This is a genomic window from Spirosoma aureum (assembly GCF_011604685.1).
Taxonomy (GTDB): Bacteria; Bacteroidota; Bacteroidia; order Cytophagales; family Spirosomataceae; genus Spirosoma; species Spirosoma aureum.
This window is the reverse complement of the sequence record NZ_CP050063.1, coordinates 4911753-4932097: the sequence shown is the minus strand read 5'-3', so window position 1 is coordinate 4932097 and position 20345 is coordinate 4911753. Positions and strand designations below refer to the sequence as shown.

The window sequence follows — 20345 nt, the reverse complement described above, 5'->3', positions numbered from 1 at the left end:
CGCAAAATGACTACGGCAAACCCATTAACTAATTACTGAGTACTCTCGTTTGATTGGGTGAAACGGTGTGGAGTTCGTTTAAATGATTGCGGTACCAGTTTACACCCGCTAAATCGGCATTGATGGCATAGATTTCGGGTTTACGCTCAAGTAGAGCCAGAATGTCTTCGCAGGAAAAGGATGGATTTTCAGGATATAATTCCTCGTATACAGTACGGATGAACGCATAATCTTCTTGGTAGTCAATTGTGAAGCGGTGGCTCATGGAGTAATCCAGGCCCGTTTGCCAGCTCAAATTACCCCTGCGGAATGATTCGGGTGCAGTATCCCAGATATAGGGCGTCGTGTGTTCGCGTTCGAGGGGCTTCGTTGCTTCGAGTTGTGTTCGTTGGAGACAGGCTCGGGTCATAATTTCGACATCGTTGCCATCGGGCCAGGTAGCCGGGTGAAGGTTACTGACGAAGTCATACTCTCCAGGATGATCCAGGAAAAACTGTAACGTCTGATCGACAACACGCGGGTCGATCAATGGGCAGTCGGAGGGAATTTTAACCGCGATGTCTGCCTTCCAGCGTTCAGCAATCTGGTAATGCCGATCCAGACAGTCATCCAGGCTTCCCCGAAAAAAAGCCACATGCTCATCCCGGCAAAATTGCTCAATCTGATCGTCGGACGGGTCTGTTGACGTTGCAACGACTGTCGTGAACGGTGTCTGGCACTGGTTCAATCGCTCAAGCATTCGGGCCAGTAATGGTCTGCCCAGAATAGGCATCAGGACTTTGCCTGGCAGGCGGCTCGATGACATCCGGGCCTGAACGATGACAACAAGGGCTGAGCGGTTCATATACTCAAAACAAACGGCACGTAAACACCTGATTCAAATTAATTGCGCTAGTTACAGCGAAAGTCGTTGCCGGTCATAAGCCACGGCTTCGTATTGATACGATTTAACAAAATGTTCATCTGGGCCCATATCACGTAGGAAGTCACGGCAGATGCGGGCGATGTTCTGAGCCGATGTGCCGCCGTTCTGAATGGGTGTTAATCGACGGAGTTCATCGACATCGAAGTAAGATGAAACCGGCTTTTTTAAGGCCATTCCTACATACACTACTGTTGAATACTGTGTGATGAGTTCCGCGCAATTGGCAATCATTTCGTTCGTATTGCCTTGCTGAAAAATCAAAGCATCGGGTGGGGCAATCTGCCGGATTTCGGCTTCGGCCCGCTCCCAGACTTCATTCGGATGGAGTTTGAACAATAACTGGCGTCCATTAGCCATTGAAACTGCCTTCCGAATAAATCCCAGACGATCTTCGCTTCGGAAAGTTTCCCGGATATCTGAAGTAGCCACCATGACGTAATCGTGATGCGGGAAATCATTCGTCATATACTGGCGAACGTTATCGAAGTTGGGAATGCCCGTCACGAAAATTTTGCTGGCTTCCGTGCCCATCCCCGTAAAAAAGGATTTATAGCCTTCTGATGCTGCACAATAGATGTTACAGAGGTTCGACGCACCGTTCAGCGAAGTGCCAACGCTGAAATAGCGCGGTAAACCCAGGGCTTTCACGGCTTTGGTCAGCCAGGTTACTTCATCGACCATGCCTTCCTGTACCCAAATGCTTTTCGTTGACCTAACCGCCCCCGGCACAACCAGGTCAGAGCATACCACGATGAGGTCATAGCGGTTTTGTTTTGCCTGATAATCGATGTTGAGATTAAACGAGCGCAGGTACGTTTCGGCATCCGTCCGGAATTTGCCCGCCAGAATGGTATGATCGAGCCAGCCCTGCCGGATTCCCCAGTTAATTAACTTAGCATCAGCATAGAACTGACTAAACCAGCAGTCATATTCATCGGCAAGCTGCGCCGAAATCTGGTGCATCTGCGAGGTCTGATTAACGGAACCCACTATGAAGAGTATTTTCTTTTTCACAGGAACAAGTTACTAATTTCTAAAAATCGAACTTCATTCTAAAGCGGATACCATAGCCCTGGGGGGCCAACGGATTATCGAGATAAGTCAGTCGTTTGATCAGGTCGACCCGGAGGATCTTGAAGATGTTGGCTATACCAACGCTTGCCTCCATGTAAGGCCGGGAATCCAGTGCAAATGAAACAGGCTTACCATTTTCATCCGTTGGTAGTCGGAGCAGCCCATCAGACTGTCCGGCCGTTACATTGTCGGGGCCCGGTCGGTTTTCAGGGCGTAACCCGCCCCACAGACCTTTGAACGTAACTACTTCACGCAGTTTGAGTTTTTTTAACAAAGGGATCTTATTGAAAATGAACCCATTGAAGTAGTGATCGGCAAAGACAGCTCCGTAATGATCACTGACAAACTCCAGGAAATTCATCATGTTATACGACTCCGGTTGATAAGCGTAAGTCTGGTTGGCGCGATGAATGGTTAGCAACGGGAAGGGTAGCCGACCAAATGTCTGCCCGCCTTCGAGCGTAATGTCTGTATAGCCGATGGGGGCTACATAAAACCGTTTATTTGCATAAACCATCAGACGCTGAAAGTTGTATTGCCCATCAAGTAATCCCTTAATCCCGGCCGTAAAGCGGATTTGGATGATCGGATATTTGTTTACGATGGGAACCCGATAATTTTTACCCTGATAAAACTGCTCGTGCGGAGCATACCGTAGGCCTGCCGTTAGTTCAGTACTTGTTACGTTCGATATGGGTAATACTCCCCCTTCCGGTACATACTGGTCAAACGTAAGTGCCCCCGCCGGTGTTTGTTCAATGCGTTTTACATTGAGGTTTAGGCCAAGTCCGCTCTTCGATTCGTTAAGGTAATCGATGGCGAAAACCTGGTTATAGGTCCGGCGGTTGTTAGGGCCCCGTTTGAACGAGAGCAAAAAATTGTCTTCCTGCACAAACTGAAGTTCCTGCCCCGGAATTTTCAGATCGTTCTGAACACTTACCTGCAAATGCTTGATCGGGTAGGTATAGGTGTTATGGTCCGTCAGTGAAAAGGTGGCTGAGGCAAAATATTTGACCCGTTTGTCGCGAAAGCCATACGCTCCGTAGGTTTCGAAAGCCATTCGGTCGCTAAAGGTGGTTGTTGTTCGTCCACCCACGCGAAGCCTTAACCCTTCGACCGGATTGAAACTATAGAATGTATTGACCGGTCCAAGCTCAAACGGACCGAACGGTTTATAACCTTCCAGTAGAAAAAGCGCCGTGTTCATAAATTTCTGGAACACCGGGACTTTTCGAACGCTATCGACCATTTCATAGATTCCCAGTTCTTTATCGGAAAGGGGTTGATGGCGAGCCTGCGCCCAGAAAGATTCTGATCGTGTCAGGGCATCTTTGCTGACATCGCTCGATAAACCGCTGAATCGTTTGGAGTCAATGGGCTGATTCACAATGTAATCCCGATACGAAACACTACGCTGTCCAAACAAACCCATGCCGTTCTCTTTTTTGAGGAGATTGAACTCAATGGCCAGCTCATCTTTGGTGAGCATCAGCCCCTGATCCTGCACAAAGTCATATTCCTGGGCCAGCCGCATGTCAGTTACGAAATTGACGTTAATGTCTTTCGAAAAACCCATGACCACTTTCCGAATCGCGTAGCTTGAATCGAGCGCGATTGCCATTGTTCCCTGAAACAGTAAATCAGTTTTGTTTCGGGGCGAAAAGCCAAGATTTACGCAACGAACGCCTTTGATTTCCGTTGAATCAATGATGACGTATTTGTAAAATTGCGGAGCCAGGGGCGAGGTCGGGCCGAGGAACTGATTCGATAGCAGCATGATGCTGTTATCGTACACATTGACATCCTGATAGAGGGTTTCCAGATAAACCTTGATGCCATTATTGTCCACGTAATTTCCCAGCCCGGTCATTTTTTCGCCTTCTACGAATTCTTTTCTTCGCTCGGGGTTACGGCTGTAAAGCACATTGGAAATGGATTCCTTCAGATAAATGGGGAGATTTACCTTACCCGTTACCTGTGAGGTGTCGAGGTAATTGAAGACAAAATCGAACTTCTTGAGCGATCGCCGATTGCGGAATTTTTCGGAGATATTACTCAGGTCGAATTCAATCTTTTCGTATTTGTTATACTGGTAAAACGAAAGTGCTTCCTTGCGGTTCTGACCCTTATGAGCGATCACTTTTTCGATCAGTAAAACCGCCGGATTATCTTTATTCCGGTAGCGTTCGCGCTTCCCCCGAACCGTCACCTCCGACAGGTTCTTTTGCTGCGGCTGCAACCGGAAGTTGAGCACCAGTACTTTCTGCGAACCATCGATGGTGATAGTTTTTGATTCCGGCGCATAGCCAACAAAGGAGGCCCGGAGAGTAATCGTACCTGGCGATAATTCCAGTGCATAAGCCCCATTCAGGTCGGATTGAGTACCCATTGTTGAGCCTTCGACCAGAACGTTTGAGAACTCAACCGCAGCATTGGTACGTGCGTTAATCACTTTACCCCGAATGATCGTTTTTTGTGCAAACAGTTGACTGACAGTTAGTAAACACAAAAGGAGGGAGGCCAGCCAGAATCGGTTGGAACGAGTGAGAGAGGGATAAAAAGCATCCCGGTCAGACGAGCCCGTATAGTTTTCGTCCATAAGCAAGATGAATCGTTGAATGGCGTGCCAACCCCATTTCTATGAAGTAAACTCGGTTGACTACACACATACAGTGTAAGTCCAAAAAAAGTTTTCACTTATTTTAAATTCTTGTTTAAAATAAACGTTTACTTTATTTTGTCCAAGAGAATACTGGTCAAGGATAATTAAAAGGGTAAGCTTTTGTGGCTAATGAATACGTTTCATAGCTGACAATCGGAACTGCGCAGACCCCTATCTGAACCATGATAAAACAACAAAATGAAGGCTGAAATAGAAGAGTTACCGAAGACGTTTAAGGTAGAATCGTACCGGTACGATTCAAATGGCTGGAAATCTACAGTTTATTGGATTTTTACGAGGCAGTGACAAGCATCTATCTACCCTGATTGACAGTTGAAACTAATAACAAAACACCCTCATATTGTCGCGATTGCCCCTCATGCAAGTACATCGTTCGTTTTAACTTTGTGCAAACAGTAAACGAATAGCAAACAACATGAGAAAGATCCGAATCCTGGAACATATCTCGCTGGACGGCGTGATTCAGCACGAAAACGACGAAAACTTTACGCATGGCAATTGGACGATGCCTTTTCGAAGTCCGGCAGGCTTAGAGGCCGTTGAAGAGGCACAGGGCAGTCCCTTCGATCTGTTGCTTGGCCGTCACACCTACGATTTGTGGTCCGACTACTGGCCCAAAGCCGGGAATTTTCCGATAGCCAACGGTCTGAATGCTGCGACCAAATACGTCGCCACCCACCGACCGGACAGCCTGGAATGGGCCCCGTTTATGGATTTAGGCACGGACATCATTGCGGGTATTCGTAGCCTCAAGTCAACAGACGGCCATGACCTGATTGTCTGGGGAAGTTCAACACTGACGCCGGTGTTGCTCGACCAGGGATTGGTTGACGAGGTCGTATTGCTGATCTACCCGGTTTTGCTGGGCCGGGGCAAACGTTTTTTTTCAGACAGTGTGGACCCGTGCGAACTGGCTTTGGTCAGCACGAAGGTTACGCCCACGGGCGTACTCATCAATAAGTACCGGCACGTTGGATCGCTGCGAACCTAAGTTTGCACCAATTCGGGTCTTTTTCCAGGGTCCTGATCTGCTTGAGCTTGAAGCGATTAGGGAAAACCTTTTCAAGGATCATTAATGTAGCAACCGGTCCAGATCAATGCGTATGGAAAGCTGGCTGGTTCCGGCTGTGGGAACCGAGGAGAATCGGGCATAGGTAAGCTGGAAACCACGAGCCTGTACGGAAGCGCCAAACGAAATACCGGCCCCACCGCTACCCGTTGCTACTTTACCTTCCTGGCGTTTTTGGTGATTATAGCCCAGGAGTAAATGCACATTCCGGCTAACCAGAAGTTCGGCACCAACACTCAAATGGCGCGCTATTTTTTCCGTTACGCTCGTCGTTTGTGAAATCAGATTGCCATTCAGATCATAACGAACGTTCAAATTGGGATCGTTATAGCTGATGTCGAAGCGTTGCAAATGGTGAGCCGTTACGGTCAGGCGTATGGGTGCGTGTTTGGGCTTTACGGTAACCCCAGCCTGTAAATCGAAAGGCAAATCAGCGCCGGTAGGCCCGTAATTTTTGAGGAGATAGCCGACGTTTTTAGCCACCAGACCGAAGGTTAAGTCCTGTTCGGGATGCCGCCAGATACCGCCCAGATCGGCCAGGATGCCAAATGCTGAATAGGTCTCGATGCTTGAACCGACTGCTTTTATTGTTGCACCAAGCGTAAAATTACCTTCTGTCCGGGCATGCGTAAGACTCAGCGCGTAGTCATTGGCAGTGAATGTGCCGAGCGAGTTGCCAGCCGGATCGGTCAGATTAAACTGACCATAGCTAAGGTATTGTAACCCAATGCCCCACCGGGCATGCCGGTCCGCCAATCCAGATGAGATGGGTAGACCGTACTGTAAGGTGTAATGCTTCGCGGCAGCCAGATAAGGCATCAGGCTAATAGCCAGTTGATTATCCCTACTTGAATCGGCCAGTGCCGGGTTATTGAGGTGATACGAGCCGTCTGGTTTAGTGGCAGAAGCGACCTGCCCGCCAAGGGCCGCAACACGTGCGTTTGTGGGCAGATCCAGAAACGAAAAAACGCGTTGTCCACCGAGGGTTTGAGCGTCAGTGATTCGAGAAAGGATGGAAAGGAAAATCAGCCCCAGATAACGTTTTCGCACAGATCAGACAACTAGTAGTTTAGCAAATGTCGGCGAAAAAGCCTGAAAGCTCAACTTCAGGACGCTATAAACCAATTCCAATTTTTAGTCCGGCAGCTACGCTTAGCTGAGGACTACGGCCTTGCTGAAAGCGATCGGGCAGAAACCCACAGCCACATTGCCGTTCATCGGGAGTTGTTTGCGTAATACCGTAACGCAAGCCAGCTCCAATGTATAGATCCAGCAATATGCGGGAAAGACTGTTAACTGACTCACCGGGGATGGCAATCTGACGTCCCCATTTTACATGGCTACCCAGCACAAATCGACTGATGGATTCCTGAGAAACCTGGGCATTTAGTGCCGAATAACTACCTTCTTTTGTGGCATTGATCTGTTTGGCAAATCCTTCAACAGCGATGTAATTGCCTAGAGGGAAATTGCTTCGAAAGTGAATATTTTGCCGATTGTTCGTGCGGTAGTGGTTGGTGTAGTGACGCCATTCCGATCGAAAGCGCCAGATCGACCAATCCGCAAAGTTTTTCTTCTGATCCGTTGTAACCGATAACCCTTTATGGCCGTAGCCAATTTCGGCCTGAACTGAATTTTGACGACTGATACGAACTTCAACAGCCCCCTGAATGGTTGCGTCGGGATCGAGCAATAAAGACAATGGAGCCAGTTTTAGAATAACGCCCGTCGAGTGTTGATAATGGATTGTCGAATCCTGAGCCGATACGGATCGCGTAACGAGCAGAAAAAAGAACAGGTAGAGTCCTTGTTTCATCGGGTCTGTAAATAAACATTGGTCAAAATAACGATACAAAATTCCATAAAATCGTTGGAATTGATAAGAACATTTAACTTTGTCTAATTCGCTTTCGCAACGATCAACCCCATGCAAACAGAAACCCGTCCCGATACCGATTCCACTTCAACTGCCAAGCTCTCAAAAATAGAAATTCTGGCCCGAAAAAATACCGAAGCCGAACTTGGTGGAGGACAGAAACGCATTGATAGTCAACACGCCAAAGGAAAGCTGACCGCACGCGAACGAATTGCACTGCTCGTAGATGAAGGGTCATTTGAGGAAATCGGGAAATTCGTCATGCACCGCACCCGCGACTTCGGGCTGGACAAGGAGCATTATCTGGGCGATGGTGTTGTAACGGGATACGGTACGATCGAGGGTCGGCTGGTCTACGTTTTTGCCCAGGACTTTACGGTATTTGGGGGGGCATTGTCCGAAACCCACGCTGAAAAGATCTGCAAGCTTATGGATCTGGCCATGCAGAATGGAGCACCCATCATCGGATTGAACGATTCGGGCGGTGCCCGGATTCAGGAGGGCGTTTTGTCGCTGGCGGGCTATGCGGATATTTTTTACCGGAATACGAAGGCGTCGGGTGTGATTCCGCAACTATCGGCGATTATGGGCCCTTGTGCTGGAGGTGCCGTTTACAGCCCAGCCATTACTGACTTCATTTTTATGGTCGAGAACACGAGCTATATGTTCGTAACGGGTCCTAACGTAGTGAAGACCGTTACGCATGAAAGCGTTACGGCTGAAGAATTGGGCGGAGCCAGCACCCATAGCACAAAATCGGGCGTGACCCACTTTGCCTGCGAAAATGAACTGGCTTGTATTCAGCATCTTAAGAGGCTCCTGAGTTATATCCCACAGAACTGCGAGGAAGACCCAACAATGCTGCCCTATGAACCGGGTCAGGACGAAGCCCGACCTTCACTCAATGGCATCATTCCAGAAAATCCGAACCAGCCCTACGACATGCGCGAAGTGATCGAGGAACTGGTGGATATGGGCAGCTTTATGGAGGTTCACAAGAATTTTGCTGAAAACATTGTCGTAGGATTTGCTCGAATTGGTGGGCGCAGCATTGGTATCGTGGGGAATCAACCGGCTGTACTTGCTGGCGTTCTTGATATAAATGCCAGTACGAAAGCGGCCCGGTTCGTTCGTTTCTGTGATTGCTTCAATGTTCCCTTGCTGGTGCTCGAAGATGTGCCGGGCTTTCTGCCCGGAACCGATCAGGAGTGGAATGGCATAATTACGAACGGGGCAAAACTTCTGTTTGCCTTTTGCGAAGCCACCGTTCCGCGGGTTACGGTCATTACACGTAAGGCATATGGTGGTGCCTATGATGTCATGAACTCGAAACACATTGGAGCCGACCTCAACTATGCCTGGCCTTCCGCCGAAATTGCGGTGATGGGTGCCAGTGGTGCCGCCGAAATTATTTTCAAACGCGAAATTGCGGAAGCCGACGATCCGCAGGCAAAGTTGCAGGAAAAGGTACAGGATTACACCGAAAAGTTTGCCAATCCGTATCGGGCAGCTCACCGGGGCTATATTGACGAAGTAATCATGCCTGACCGGACACGCCAGAAACTGATCCGGGCGTTTGGAATGCTGGAAAATAAAGTAGCCACGATGCCAAAGAAAAAACATGGCAATATTCCGTTATAAAGCGGCTGAAAAACAGCTCATTCCCGGCTATAAACTAGAACAACCATGTATTCTTAGTGAAACTTTGTGCATCTTTGTGTAAGAACCTCCACCAACAGTGACGAACGAGTATGGCAAATCAATCCACCAAACCACCAGGTAGTTTATTGAAAACCGTACTAATCGGCTTATTGATTATTTTCAGTCTTGCCCTTGTATTAGGAACACTCTCCGTGGTGTTTCCTTAGTTCGTTAAGCGTCAATTGCATCGAGAATTACGGCACAGGCTTCCCGAATCTGCTTTTCGGTAATAATTAACGGAGGAGCAATTCGCATTGAATTATTGCAGAAAAGAAACCAGTCGGTGATCACTCCTTTGTCAATGGCGCGGTCGATAACGGGCTTTACAACCTCAAAGGAAGCAAATTCGGCCGCAAGCATTAATCCTTTGCCCCGTATTTCATGAAGGGCCGGATGCTTTAATAATTGCCGGAACAATTGCCCTTTTTCTTCTGCGACCTCATGAAGTCGTTCATCCCGAATAACCGTAAGTGTTGCCAAGGAAGCTGCACAGGATACCGGATGCCCCCCGAAGGTAGTAATATGCCCAAGTATTGGGTTGTTTTTTAAAACGCTCATGATGTCTGCCGAACCAATAAAGGCCCCAATCGGCATTCCACCCCCCATGCCTTTGGCACATAGGAGCAAATCTGGAATTACTCCAACGCCTTCAAAAGCCCAGAATGTTCCGGTACGGCCAAACCCCGTCTGGATTTCGTCGAAAATAAGCAAGGCACCGACATCGGTGCAACGCTGGCGAATAGCCTTCAGGTAGGCAGGATCGAGTACACGAACACCTGCTTCGCCCCCGATCACTTCCATAATGACGGCCGCCGTTCGGGAGCTGATCTTCTCAATATCATCCCAAATGCCAGAATGAATATGCCGGATATCAGGTAGGAGGGGGCGGTAATTGCGTTTAAAGTTTTCATCGCCTGAGAGCGACAGTGCCCCCTGCGTTGAACCGTGATAGGCGTTAAAACAACTGATGATTTCGGTTCGGCCGGTATACCGTTTGGCCACTTTCATGGCTCCCTCAACGGCTTCCGTGCCGGAGTTGGTAAAATAAACATTATTCAGACTTGCCGGCAGGGTTTGTATCAGGGCGTGAGCAAGCTGCGTTTGCGGAGTCTGCACGTATTCGCCATAGACCATCAAATGCAGGTATTTATCCAACTGATTCTGAATGGCTTCTAAAACGCGCGGATGCCGGTGGCCGACATTACTGACTCCGATGCCCGAAATCAGATCCATATAGGCTTTACCAGTCGTTGAGAACAGATAAATGCCTTCGGAGCGTTCAATTTCCAACGCTAAAGGAAAATCTGAGGTCTGAGCAACGTGCTGAAAAAATAATTGTCGGTGTGTCGTACTGTTCATGTTAACCAAAAAACGTTAATGAGGCTTCATCTCAACCCCTCAGCCGGAATATTCATATTCTGGCGCTAGCTTCTGTTTGTCAGCTAATTACAATGCTAGATCAATAGTGTTGACTGATTTCCTACCTGATCTGTCAATTGCTAAATGTCAGTCAGTTGCTTTCAGTTCATTTTTGAATGAAACAAAACGCCCGGTAGCGAGAGCTGACCGGGCGAATGTTGAGGGTGTTGGTGATCGATTTAGTTAGCCGTTAACATGGAGACTATCGGGCTTGATTCCCCCGGCGCAGCTAACCGGAAGCTAGTTGTTTTCGTGGCTAGTTTATCGGAATCAATCCAAATTCGACCTTTTCCAACAGGAATCAAGGCGCTATTATTATCATCATTGGTCTTTTCCTTCAAGACAAAGGCATACTGAAAATTCTTTATACCGGCATCCGTAATTTCTCCTGACATTACAGTGATCGTTTTATAATTGACGGTTTTAGATACGCCAACATCCTCTGAAAAGATCGTAAACGTATTGCCATTGCCCGAAATAAAAGCGCCTTTGCCTGATCCGGTATCCGATCCATCATTCTTGTAATCGTACTTGATCTTGCCATCGGTAGTCTGCTCATAAAATTTATATTTATAATCAGCGATTACCTTTCCCTTTTGCCAGGAATCTTCAGTACCATACGGGCTCAGTAATTCCCAGGGTGAAGCGACAACGATTGTACCTGCTAAGGCCGGTGGAACTTTGCCTTCATTAATGGTCATTCCCCGTGTTCTGAGATCGTCAATGATCGTAGTCGGAACAATGTTCTGAATTTGCGTGGTAAATCCTTTGGTTGGGTCGTCAGGAGCGTCAGATTTCTTACAGGAGTCGAATAGGATCGACAAGGCAAATAGCGCCAACAGGGCCAGGGGCCACGTAGGGAGGGACATTTTCATAAGTTTGGTATGGATATGGTTTAACGCTGCAAGAATACATCGGAAAAACTAATTGTATGCGCAGTCATTGGCCGGTAACTGGCGAACTTATTAAACGGTGCTTCTGACGATGACCGCTGGGAAATTGGTACAAAACGCCCGGTTTCACTATAAATCGCGCCTTTTGCAGTCAGCTACACCATATTTAGTTAAAATCTCGTTGAAAGGATAGTAGGCACAGAATTTACAGACGACAAGTCTTAATTCTTGTTAATATCTCACCTTACAAAACCATCATAGTGTTTTAAGTGAGAACTTTACGGCTTTATTGTTGACGTTGTATCAATAGTGAAATGCAATGCTATTGATACGGGCAGCCAGTTCGAGCAACAACAAAAAAAAGGCAGCATACCAACTGTATACCAATAAATTAGGTCTTACTTAATGATTGAATAAAATAGAAGGTTGAATGTGCACTGTGAGTGATTTTTAGTTACTTTGTGGAGTGGAACTGAAAAGCTCAACTTTTCAATTATGAAAACAATACTTCTACTAGTGTTCTTTTGCCCATTGGTCTTGTGGGCACAAGGTGTGAAAATAACCCCTGAGGACATGGCCCGCAAGCAATCATTTCTATTGCTGCGCGATGGTTCGGTGGTGCGAGGGCAAATCATCAGGAACGATAATTCAGGGGTTACCGTCAGAAAAACCGATGGCGATATGACTTATATCGAGATCGATCAGCTACTGGGTATCATGCCCATTCGTCCGCGCCCGGCCAGTCTGACTCCCCGTACATCTCTGTTCTCGACCTTTGTCCTTAAAGATAGCACGCGGATAGAGGGTAGCTTTGTAAAGCGGGACAGTACAATGATCACTGTTCGAAAGCGCGATGGTCAATTGACTTACTTTGAGCCGGAACTGGTGGCCCGTATCGATTCGGTATGGATGGAGCCACGAACAATTACTGAATCGAATCGTGTGTTTTCAAACCGGTTTTCACCCTGGTTGCTTATCGGAGAAACGGCTTACAATCCCGAAAAAGGCCAGGTTTATTATCGAAACAAGTGGCTCTTTCAGAATGAATTCCACTATGGAATTACCCGTTTCTGGAGTATTGGAGCCCGGATTACTACACCAATTCCTTCACAATATCAATCAGGCTTCTTTACGAATATCGACAATGGAATGCGTACGCCCAGGCTTTCATCGAAATTTAGTGTGCCAATTGGCCGCAAAGTTCGCGTTGGCCTTTCCGTCGCTTATCAGCCATTAACAAGCGCCGAATCATATCGGCGTGGAGCATTGACGTTGCAGGCACTTGGTTCATTTGGCAACAGCCAGCGAAACATAACCCTGGGCTACGGTCTGGTTAACTGGGGAAGTCAGCGAGTTTATCAAATCTGGTCTTCCTCTTACCCAACGCCTTTCACCACGGAGCACATACCGAATCAATCGTTCCTTACACTGGGTATGATGCAAAAGGTTCGGCCCGGCCTGACATTATTAAGTGATAACCGGATCAACCTGGAACAAGGTTATAAATTTGGTGATACCGGACAACGGGCTACTTTATCGTTTGCTTTCCGGCTCGATCGCAAACGGCATGCATTTGATCTGGGCCTTTACAGTTTAATCTATCGGAATAACTATCTGCCCGATGGAAAAATCATACTCTTCTATCCGTACATTGGGTATAATTTGATTTTTGGAACAAAGTAATGCCCGAATAAACGTAGAAGTCATGATTCGAGTTAGCACGGATGGGCAATGTGAGTTGGGCGACTGCTCAGGAGAATATGTATGAGTAAGTAAAAACAGACCAGGCACCGTCTGCTATTTCTCGAAAAAACAGACGGTGCCACCCACCCAATCTTTATTCTTGTTAAAATTGACACCAATCATTTCACCCCGGCTCAGGCGACTCAGGTTTGTCAGCAGGGTAGGGCGTGCATCGGCCTTAGGCCAGATAAACAGCATCCGGATTTCTGATTTTACCAGGCCATCCGGTGATTGAATAACGGGTTCATATTTTACCTTCCGCTGGAGAAGATAACCCTGGCGCTGCACCTCCGGAATGGCATCGAGGTCAGCGGTGGTGATGTGCAGTTTGACGCCACTACCCGCAAACGAAAACAAGGGCTTCAGTACGTAATTTTCCAGATCGGCAGGATAATTTGTCAGATCAGACAAAAAGTAACTTTCTGGCACATAAGGACTGTGCAGTAAGGGTAAGGTATACTTGCTGATTCGGAAAAACCAGTTTGGGTGTCCAACCCACTCAACATCTACGTCGTCGGTGAGGTGAAAGTCAGTTTGAAGATCAGGAAAATTCTGTAAATCGTCGAAAATAAGGCGGTTATATATGCGTTTGATCCGGACTAACCGGCCATCTTTCTCATAAAATAAGTGCCGTCCATCTTTTCGAATCTTCGTCAGGCATACCGCTGCAACGCCGAGATACTTTTCTGTCAGCGTAAAATCGATGCGGGTTTTTTGCTTTTCGGGATAAATCTCCAGCAGAATAACCTCTTCCGGATTACAATCTCCAACAATCATCTGGCGGAGACGATCCAGGTATTCCGCGTTTGTTGAGACGTTGAATAAATGAGACAGGTTATCCGGAATGGGGAACTGAGCGCGAAATTGGCTCGCAATGTAGGGCTGGAATCCATACAGGGACGGAAAGCCCTGTAATTCAATGAGCTGTGGCGTTAACTCGCCGTGTGATGGGCCACCGGATTCGTCCTTACAGACGGCAAAATCGACCGCCATGAACTGCGTATGCTCGTCTTCATTCGGCACACGCTGACCTTCCGGAATGGCTTTATCAGTTAGTGATTTGAAATCGTCTCGCGTAATGACGTTCACAATGTCATCACAGGCAGCAAGGAGTTTGACGGTTAAAACTTTAGGAACGAAAACCGGTGTTTCGGCCACGCGAAAATCGAGCTGACCGGGTAAATCGAGTTCAATTTTTTCCAAAAAAGCCCGGTAACGTTCCGGGCTGAAGGCTTGGTTGAAGGTCTGACGTATGGGCTGGATCATGGAATGGGCTATTATTGGCAAGAATACGGCCGGGCCGGTTACCCTAAAACAGATATACCCGCCTGGCCGTATTCGTATCAACTAACAAGTTCAGATGATAACGACTGGATAGCCTGACGCAGAAAACTGGGCAGGATAACCGACTCGGTCAACGCAATTTTATCCGGGTCCTGCAAATAAGAGACCATATCATCGTATTTCTCCTGGCCGAAATTGGTCACGATCTGATTCCGTTTCTCATCAGTCAGGAAGTACCGCAGCATGCCTTCATTATCCGCTTCCGGATGAAACTGTGTTCCGATTATTTCTGGTGAAAAACGAATGGCCATGATGGCCCGATCGAGGGGTACATGGGGTCGGATTTTCTCCAGGCAAAGGATCGATGCACCCATCTCGTTCAGGCGCTCCAGATTGGGTTCCGTAATCTGGTAATCCCGCGAATCGACAGCGTAAAATGGATCAGGTAAGCCCTGAAATAGAGGCTCGGTATAGCCGTCATCGGTTTGATGAATCGGGAAAATACCGAATGATGTTGATTTGCGCTTACTGAGTAGGCCTAATTCCAGATGACGAACGGTCAATTGAAACGAATGACAGATCAGAAACACAAATTTCTTCTGCTCATGCGTACGATTCCAGGCGAAAAGCTGGTCAATTAATGCAAAGTAAGGCGGTTCCCAGGCTTCGTCGGACGGCAACGGGCTACCTGGTCCGCCCGAAGAAATATAGACATCATACTCGAGGCCGGGTAGTTCATTATTACCCCGAACATTGAATACATCAAATGCCAGTTCGGCTTGATCTTTACCCTGGACGCTTCGAATCAGCTGCAAAATACAACGCATGCCTTCGTTGGCATGGTTGTTATTCATGTCCAGTACGGCGATTTTTACTAAGCTCATAGTGTAGAGCGGCTTCAGTTTCCGCAGTCAAAAAATAGTGGCTTGGAAAGCCATCTAAAGCTTTTTAAACTAGTTAACTCCGAAAGAAGTTTCCTCGACAATGTAATCCACAACCCGCTTCAGGTCGTTGTGCTGCTGGAAAGCAGCCAGTTGACGGTCAGCGCCTGTACCCATTTCAAGAATTTTTAGTACGTACTCACATTCCGACCGGCTACCCAGATCATCGACCACATCGTCAATAAAGCTGAGCAGTTCATGAATCAGGTGGTGTGTTGGTACTTCTTCCTGCTTGCCAAAATCGATCAGTTTTCCTTCGATGCCATAGCGGGCTGCCCGCCATTTATTTTCGTTAATGAGAATCCGGCGATACGGTCGAAAATTCAGATTCTGCTGATGGAGTTTGTATATTTTGGCGACCAGAGCCTGCATAATGGCTGCTAAACAGATCGTTTCATCTATACGCATCGGTACGTCGCAAATGCGAAACTCAATCGTGTTGAAGAACGGATGCAACCGGATATCCCACCAGATTTTCTTGCCATTGTCGATGCAGTTTGTCTTCACCAGCAGGTTAATGTATTCATCATATTCGGCCGCCGATGAGAAAAAATCGGGAATGCCCGTACGGGGAAATTTGTCGAATACCTTAGACCGATAGGATTTAAAACCGGTATTACGACCCCGCCAAAATGGTGAATTGGTCGACAGGGCGTAGATGTGTGGCAGAAAATACCGAACGGCGTTCATAATCTGGATGCCGTCGTTCCGATTCTCGATACCCACGTGGACGTGCAGGCCAAATATGAGGTTGGAGCGAGCCACATCGCGCATTTCGTCGATAAGACGATCGTAGCGTTCATTGGGCGTAATAAGCTGGTCCTGCCAGTCCGAAAAGGGATGCGTACCGGCAGCTGCTATCTTCAGATTCTGTTTTTCGGCCAGTTCGATGATCATCTTGCGGAGATACGTTACCTCCTGACGGGCATCCTGAATATTGTTGCAAATGTTCGTACCAACTTCTACAACGGCCTGGTGCATTTCAGCTTTGACGCGTTCCTGAAGAACAATCTGTCCGCCGTCAACTATTTTCGACATGTGGGAGCGCAACTCGCCCGTGCTGGGGTCAATAGTCTGAAATTCTTCTTCAATTCCTAGGGTGAATACAGGCATTTGCGCAGGGATTAAGTATCGATGGGTTGGTTTTGCCGTAAAAAACACGAGTAATATACTGGTTTTTTATAAACTCAAAGTGGGAAAGATGGTTTTTATTGATGACGACCAAATAGAACGTAAGTGTTGCAGAAACTGGATCGACAGCAGAAATATCCCGTATAATTAAACCGTATTAGTCGTAGAAAATGACTGTCTATACGCAGCAACTTGAGGAATTTATTCAGGATGTGCTCATTACAATCCATGCGAACATTCGGGATCTTGAAGAGAAAAAATCCTTTGCTGACCCGGAAGAACAGGATTACATTGATGGACGATTGTTCAGCTACATCGAAATGCTGGCAGTTCTGCGCGCTTCAGCCCGCGATGCTGGTATTGATCCGGCATCGATCGGATTATAAGGAATGAAGCTGTATTTTTAACGAGAAACGGTTTACCTATGTACGCGCGTAAACGTGCGGGTGGCTGTGGGTGATTGCCTGAATCCTAATTCAAAGAAATTTTCGACCATCAGCCTATCGCCCTGTTGTTCGATGGCATAGTCGGCTCCCAGCGACGAACTTGACAATAGATTTCGAACGAAGATCCGTTCACCCTGTAGCTCATAGATATAAATACCGCTGCCAATTTTAGGTAATAAATAACCCGAAGAATTGCGCTCCGTACCCCGCTTAACGGTGAGCGAAGCCGGTAACGAAGCCCCCACGTGATCGAGATTGAAGATAAGGGTATCCTGCCGGGCACTAACTTCAATCCAGGTGCCAGTCAGGGTTTCGGGCGAAATCGTATCTGATTTTTTGCAGGACAGAACGGTCAGGCTGAACAGGAGCAGGGTATAAAATGGGCGCATAGCTGAATATTTTTGCATAAAGATTCCAACTTTTAATGAATGGTTGGAATAGAGCCTGCTCCTTATCCTACAACCCGATTTGCCAATCGACAGACGACTAATTTAGGGCCGGTATTTCCACAAAAAAACGATGATATGACAGGCTTTTTACCCGTCATATCATCGTTTAACTACGCTAAAGCCAGTTTTTATGCCTTTGCTTTTTTACTTTTTTTCGGCTTTTCTTCTTTCGCTTCTACCTTGGCTGCTTTTTCTGGTTTCGGGGCTTTCGGTTCCTTCTCTGGCGATTTTTTCATTTGCGACCTTTGCCAAAGCAGGAATTTCTCCACCTATAGAATTACGGACAAACGTACCCCAAGTCAGATTATCTTTCCCTTTCTGCGCCTTTTTGGCCCGTTCGATCGCCATAGAAGCGGCTGCTTCAACCACCCAGTCAAAATTCTCCTGGCCGACCGAATTTACATCGGCATCGGGAGCAGGATTACAGAAATCGATGGCAATGGGTATGCCATCGCGGACTGCAAATTCAACCGTATTGAAATCATAACCAAGACCATGATTCAACGCTAACACGTACTCGGTCATTGTTTTTAGCAGCTTCTTGCCCGCGTCGCCGGTTGTCTTCATTTCGGCGGCATAGCGCAGATGATGCGGATTCCGTGGCTCATAGGGCATAATTCGAACATCTTTTCCGCCGATGCAATAACACCGGAAGTAATCGGTGAAGTCGATGGCTTCCTGATAGAGCATAACCAACTGACCAGTTTCGTCGTAGGCTTTAAACATCTGCTCAGGATTATCAACCTTATAGACGCTTTTCCAGCCTCCTCCGGCATGAGGTTTCATAAATGCAGGGAAGCCAATGTGGTCAAAGATGCCGTCCCAGTTCATGTGTTTCAAATTGCGGAACGAATTATGATTCGTATCGTCGGGACGCTCTTTGGATGGTAGCAGAATGGTTTTCGGAACAGGAACTCCTAATTGAACAGCCAGCGCGTTATTGAAAAACTTCTCGTCGGCACTCCACCAGAACGGATTGTTAATTACGGCGGTGCCGGTCAAAGCCGCATTTTTAAGAAATGCCTTGTAGAAGGGCACGTCCTGCGAAATGCGATCAATGATAACAGCATAGTCAGTTGGGACACTTTGTTCAACCTGTTCTATACTGACAAATTCTGCCGGGAAAGTACGTTGCTTTTCATTGACACGATCTACAAATGCCTGTGGAAACGTATTCTCCTGACCAAATAAGATACCTATCTTTGGCTTGTTGCTCATAATCAGATAGTTAAGTGTGTTTTTGGATTTAGCCAACAAGATTAGCAAAACAATGCTCTGAATTACTGGCGTTTATAGGGGTAAACATACGTAGTTATTGTTTGTTCTGGCAAGCCTTTACTCCATTCTAATTTTTCAGGTTTGTCTGCATGGAGCGTTTCCGGTGAAGGCTCGCCAGCTATCACCTAGCTACAAATTTGTTGAGATACGTGGCTATTTTCATTCGTCATTCACAAGTAAATACTTGTGTTCGGTGCCCGATTGTCATAGATTTGTTTCGCTCACAGAACGGATAAATAGCTATAAACGAGGTGCTTGCTCTTGAATTACCTGGGTTATGAGTAAAATGAACACAGTCAGGAACAGGGTAATTTGGTGTGCTGATTTCGAGGCTGGAAAATAGTCCGATAGGTACGGCATGACCGATATACAAATCAGAGTGTACATTTACAGGTATAATAATGGTAAAGAGCATTGGTCTTTTTCTTGTTAAAGCAGATGAAAACACGAAATCAACTGACCAATAAATAACTATCCCATCATGAAAAAGAAGCTGCCGATGTACCTTTACATCATCATTGGACTGATCCTGTTAGCAATGGGTGTGGCGTATTATTTATGGTCCAGCCCAACGGAAATTCCATGAAAAGTTCGACACCAATACCACACCATGAAGAAACGTACATTAATTCGTCTGCTTCAGCAAAAGGAACGGCTTGAAGCCGATTTAGTCGCTAATTGCCTGGAAGCGAGGTCGGTCGAGGAATTTCTTTCTGATGTTAAACCAGAGACTTGCCTTCTGTTAAAAGCCAAATTACGTCGGTTTCATACGAATGAAAATCGAACCGGGTATGCCCTGGCTGCAGAATATGGGCAAGTGTTAAGCCAGCTGAAACAACCGTAAGTAGTTTAATTTATGAGCAATCCGCGAATCCGATCCGGTACTTTGGTCAGCGGCAAACCCGAAAATTTAAGCTAATTTCCACCTTACCTTATAGCAACGTTTTTAGATGATGCTCCAGGTGAGCTACATAATCATTTATAAGCCAGCCTAGCGTTGATTCAGGTTTGTCGGGTTGCCCGAACCGAATCGGGTGGGTAAGCGTCTCGCTCGTCATACTTTCGGCTACATAAAGAATCTGCTCGTTCAAACTTCGCCAAAGGGCGATTAAATGAGCCAGGGGTATCGATTGATAGTGGTTGACAATCACCAGCTTATCCTGATTATACCCTTGGATGAGGTAGGCTTCTTCGGTAAATTGTGCATCTGTAAATCGCTTGAGGTTATTCACCGCCGAATCGATCAGGTGTCCCAGAATTTCTTTACTCGACCATTTGCCGGGCGCTTTTTTTGTCAGCTCTTCGTCTGAAAGGCCCAGTACATTTACCGGAACCTGTACTACATGGGTACGGAGCCGTTGCAGGGCGTCGGCTATAGCGCCCGGAAGTTGGGGGTCACTCATGAGTTGTGCTTAGAAAAAAGTCGATTAGCT

General features: G+C 47.0%; 17 protein-coding genes and 1 pseudogene. 5 read left to right on the top strand and 13 right to left on the bottom strand.

What is annotated here, in order from left to right:
- Positions 1-28 precede the first annotated feature (28 nt).
- Genes G8759_RS19505 through G8759_RS19495 form a run of 3 tightly spaced genes read right to left on the bottom strand, consistent with a single transcriptional unit; the run spans position 29 to position 4598 of the window.
- Entirely contained in the window at positions 29-844 is an 816-nt protein-coding gene (locus G8759_RS19505) for a cytidylyltransferase domain-containing protein (RefSeq protein WP_167211107.1), read from the bottom strand.
- A 51-nt stretch (positions 845-895) separates the two neighbouring features.
- Complete coding sequence (locus G8759_RS19500) at positions 896-1939, bottom strand: UDP-N-acetyl glucosamine 2-epimerase (protein WP_167211105.1); 1044 nt, start codon at positions 1937-1939, stop codon at positions 896-898.
- A gap of 19 nt (positions 1940-1958) precedes the next feature.
- Positions 1959-4598 carry a DUF5686 and carboxypeptidase-like regulatory domain-containing protein gene (locus G8759_RS19495; RefSeq protein WP_167211103.1) on the bottom strand — a complete coding sequence of 880 codons (2640 nt, stop codon included), beginning with the start codon at positions 4596-4598 and terminating at the stop codon, positions 1959-1961.
- Between the two features lie 499 nt (positions 4599-5097).
- On the opposite strand from G8759_RS19495, the gene G8759_RS19490 reads away from it, so the two are divergent.
- Positions 5098-5673: a dihydrofolate reductase family protein gene (locus tag G8759_RS19490; RefSeq protein WP_167211100.1), complete on the top strand. Its 576-nt coding sequence runs from the start codon at positions 5098-5100 to the stop codon at positions 5671-5673.
- An 81-nt stretch (positions 5674-5754) separates the two neighbouring features.
- Here G8759_RS19490 and porQ read toward each other — a convergent pair whose 3' ends face one another.
- Together porQ and G8759_RS19480 are read right to left on the bottom strand one after the other, a co-directional pair.
- Complete coding sequence (porQ, locus tag G8759_RS19485) at positions 5755-6801, bottom strand: type IX secretion system protein PorQ (RefSeq protein WP_167211097.1); 1047 nt, start codon at positions 6799-6801, stop codon at positions 5755-5757.
- A 64-nt stretch (positions 6802-6865) separates the two neighbouring features.
- Entirely contained in the window at positions 6866-7567 is a 702-nt protein-coding gene (locus G8759_RS19480; RefSeq protein WP_167211094.1) for a hypothetical protein, read from the bottom strand.
- Between the two features lie 111 nt (positions 7568-7678).
- Between G8759_RS19480 and G8759_RS19475 the strand changes: the two genes are divergently transcribed.
- A complete protein-coding gene (locus G8759_RS19475; protein WP_167211091.1) occupies positions 7679-9268 on the top strand; it encodes an acyl-CoA carboxylase subunit beta in 1590 nt (529 codons plus the stop codon).
- 231 nt (positions 9269-9499) lie between these two features.
- Here the strand turns inward: G8759_RS19475 and G8759_RS19470 are convergent, their stop codons facing one another.
- Complete coding sequence (locus G8759_RS19470; RefSeq protein ID WP_167211088.1) at positions 9500-10687, bottom strand: aspartate aminotransferase family protein; 1188 nt, start codon at positions 10685-10687, stop codon at positions 9500-9502.
- A 239-nt stretch (positions 10688-10926) separates the two neighbouring features.
- Positions 10927-11622, bottom strand: coding sequence for a hypothetical protein (locus G8759_RS19465; protein WP_167211085.1), 696 nt, complete (start codon positions 11620-11622; stop codon positions 10927-10929).
- Positions 11623-12135: 513 nt separating this feature from the next.
- Here G8759_RS19465 and G8759_RS19460 point away from each other — a divergent pair.
- Positions 12136-13323 (top strand): hypothetical protein, encoded by a 1188-nt coding sequence (locus G8759_RS19460; RefSeq protein WP_167211082.1) that lies wholly within the window; start codon positions 12136-12138, stop codon positions 13321-13323.
- A gap of 114 nt (positions 13324-13437) precedes the next feature.
- On the opposite strand, the gene G8759_RS19455 is transcribed toward G8759_RS19460, so the two are convergent.
- The 3 genes from G8759_RS19455 to G8759_RS19445 form a co-directional block, all read right to left on the bottom strand.
- Positions 13438-14649, bottom strand: coding sequence for an ATP-grasp domain-containing protein (locus G8759_RS19455; protein ID WP_167211080.1), 1212 nt, complete (start codon positions 14647-14649; stop codon positions 13438-13440).
- Positions 14650-14726: 77 nt separating this feature from the next.
- Complete coding sequence (locus G8759_RS19450) at positions 14727-15551, bottom strand: type 1 glutamine amidotransferase (RefSeq protein ID WP_167211077.1); 825 nt, start codon at positions 15549-15551, stop codon at positions 14727-14729.
- A 69-nt stretch (positions 15552-15620) separates the two neighbouring features.
- On the bottom strand, positions 15621-16721 hold the full coding sequence (locus G8759_RS19445; protein WP_167211074.1) for a carboxylate-amine ligase: 1101 nt from the start codon (positions 16719-16721) through the stop codon (positions 15621-15623).
- A gap of 188 nt (positions 16722-16909) precedes the next feature.
- On the opposite strand from G8759_RS19445, the gene G8759_RS19440 reads away from it, so the two are divergent.
- A complete protein-coding gene (locus G8759_RS19440; protein WP_167211071.1) occupies positions 16910-17125 on the top strand; it encodes a hypothetical protein in 216 nt (71 codons plus the stop codon).
- Between the two features lie 32 nt (positions 17126-17157).
- On the opposite strand, the gene G8759_RS19435 is transcribed toward G8759_RS19440, so the two are convergent.
- Both G8759_RS19435 and G8759_RS19430 read right to left on the bottom strand, forming a co-directional pair.
- Entirely contained in the window at positions 17158-17592 is a 435-nt protein-coding gene (locus tag G8759_RS19435; protein WP_232073878.1) for a hypothetical protein, read from the bottom strand.
- Between the two features lie 170 nt (positions 17593-17762).
- A pseudogene (locus G8759_RS19430) lies at positions 17763-18852 on the bottom strand (ATP-grasp domain-containing protein).
- A gap of 670 nt (positions 18853-19522) precedes the next feature.
- On the opposite strand from G8759_RS19430, the gene G8759_RS19425 reads away from it, so the two are divergent.
- Complete coding sequence (locus G8759_RS19425) at positions 19523-19756, top strand: hypothetical protein (protein ID WP_167211063.1); 234 nt, start codon at positions 19523-19525, stop codon at positions 19754-19756.
- 88 nt (positions 19757-19844) lie between these two features.
- Here G8759_RS19425 and G8759_RS19420 read toward each other — a convergent pair whose 3' ends face one another.
- Positions 19845-20315, bottom strand: coding sequence for a DinB family protein (locus G8759_RS19420; protein WP_167211060.1), 471 nt, complete (start codon positions 20313-20315; stop codon positions 19845-19847).
- Positions 20316-20345 lie beyond the last annotated feature (30 nt).

Bases quoted from the DNA above. Each gene is read 5' to 3' on its own strand.
- G8759_RS19450 (WP_167211077.1), bottom strand. From the start codon at position 15,551: ATGAGCTTAGTAAAAATCGCCGTACTGGACATGAATAACAACCATGCC.
- G8759_RS19460 (WP_167211082.1), top strand. From the start codon at position 12,136: ATGAAAACAATACTTCTACTAGTGTTCTTTTGCCCATTGGTCTTGTGG.
- G8759_RS19480 (WP_167211094.1), bottom strand. From the start codon at position 7,567: ATGAAACAAGGACTCTACCTGTTCTTTTTTCTGCTCGTTACGCGATCC.
- G8759_RS19425 (WP_167211063.1), top strand. From the start codon at position 19,523: ATGAAGAAACGTACATTAATTCGTCTGCTTCAGCAAAAGGAACGGCTT.
- G8759_RS19420 (WP_167211060.1), bottom strand. From the start codon at position 20,315: ATGAGTGACCCCCAACTTCCGGGCGCTATAGCCGACGCCCTGCAACGG.
- G8759_RS19490 (WP_167211100.1), top strand. From the start codon at position 5,098: ATGAGAAAGATCCGAATCCTGGAACATATCTCGCTGGACGGCGTGATT.
- G8759_RS19470 (WP_167211088.1), bottom strand. From the start codon at position 10,687: ATGAACAGTACGACACACCGACAATTATTTTTTCAGCACGTTGCTCAG.
- G8759_RS19495 (WP_167211103.1), bottom strand. From the start codon at position 4,598: ATGGACGAAAACTATACGGGCTCGTCTGACCGGGATGCTTTTTATCCC.
- G8759_RS19445 (WP_167211074.1), bottom strand. From the start codon at position 16,721: ATGCCTGTATTCACCCTAGGAATTGAAGAAGAATTTCAGACTATTGAC.
- G8759_RS19440 (WP_167211071.1), top strand. From the start codon at position 16,910: ATGACTGTCTATACGCAGCAACTTGAGGAATTTATTCAGGATGTGCTC.
- G8759_RS19475 (WP_167211091.1), top strand. From the start codon at position 7,679: ATGCAAACAGAAACCCGTCCCGATACCGATTCCACTTCAACTGCCAAG.
- G8759_RS19455 (WP_167211080.1), bottom strand. From the start codon at position 14,649: ATGATCCAGCCCATACGTCAGACCTTCAACCAAGCCTTCAGCCCGGAA.
- G8759_RS19465 (WP_167211085.1), bottom strand. From the start codon at position 11,622: ATGAAAATGTCCCTCCCTACGTGGCCCCTGGCCCTGTTGGCGCTATTT.
- G8759_RS19435 (WP_232073878.1), bottom strand. From the start codon at position 17,592: ATGCAAAAATATTCAGCTATGCGCCCATTTTATACCCTGCTCCTGTTC.
- G8759_RS19505 (WP_167211107.1), bottom strand. From the start codon at position 844: ATGAACCGCTCAGCCCTTGTTGTCATCGTTCAGGCCCGGATGTCATCG.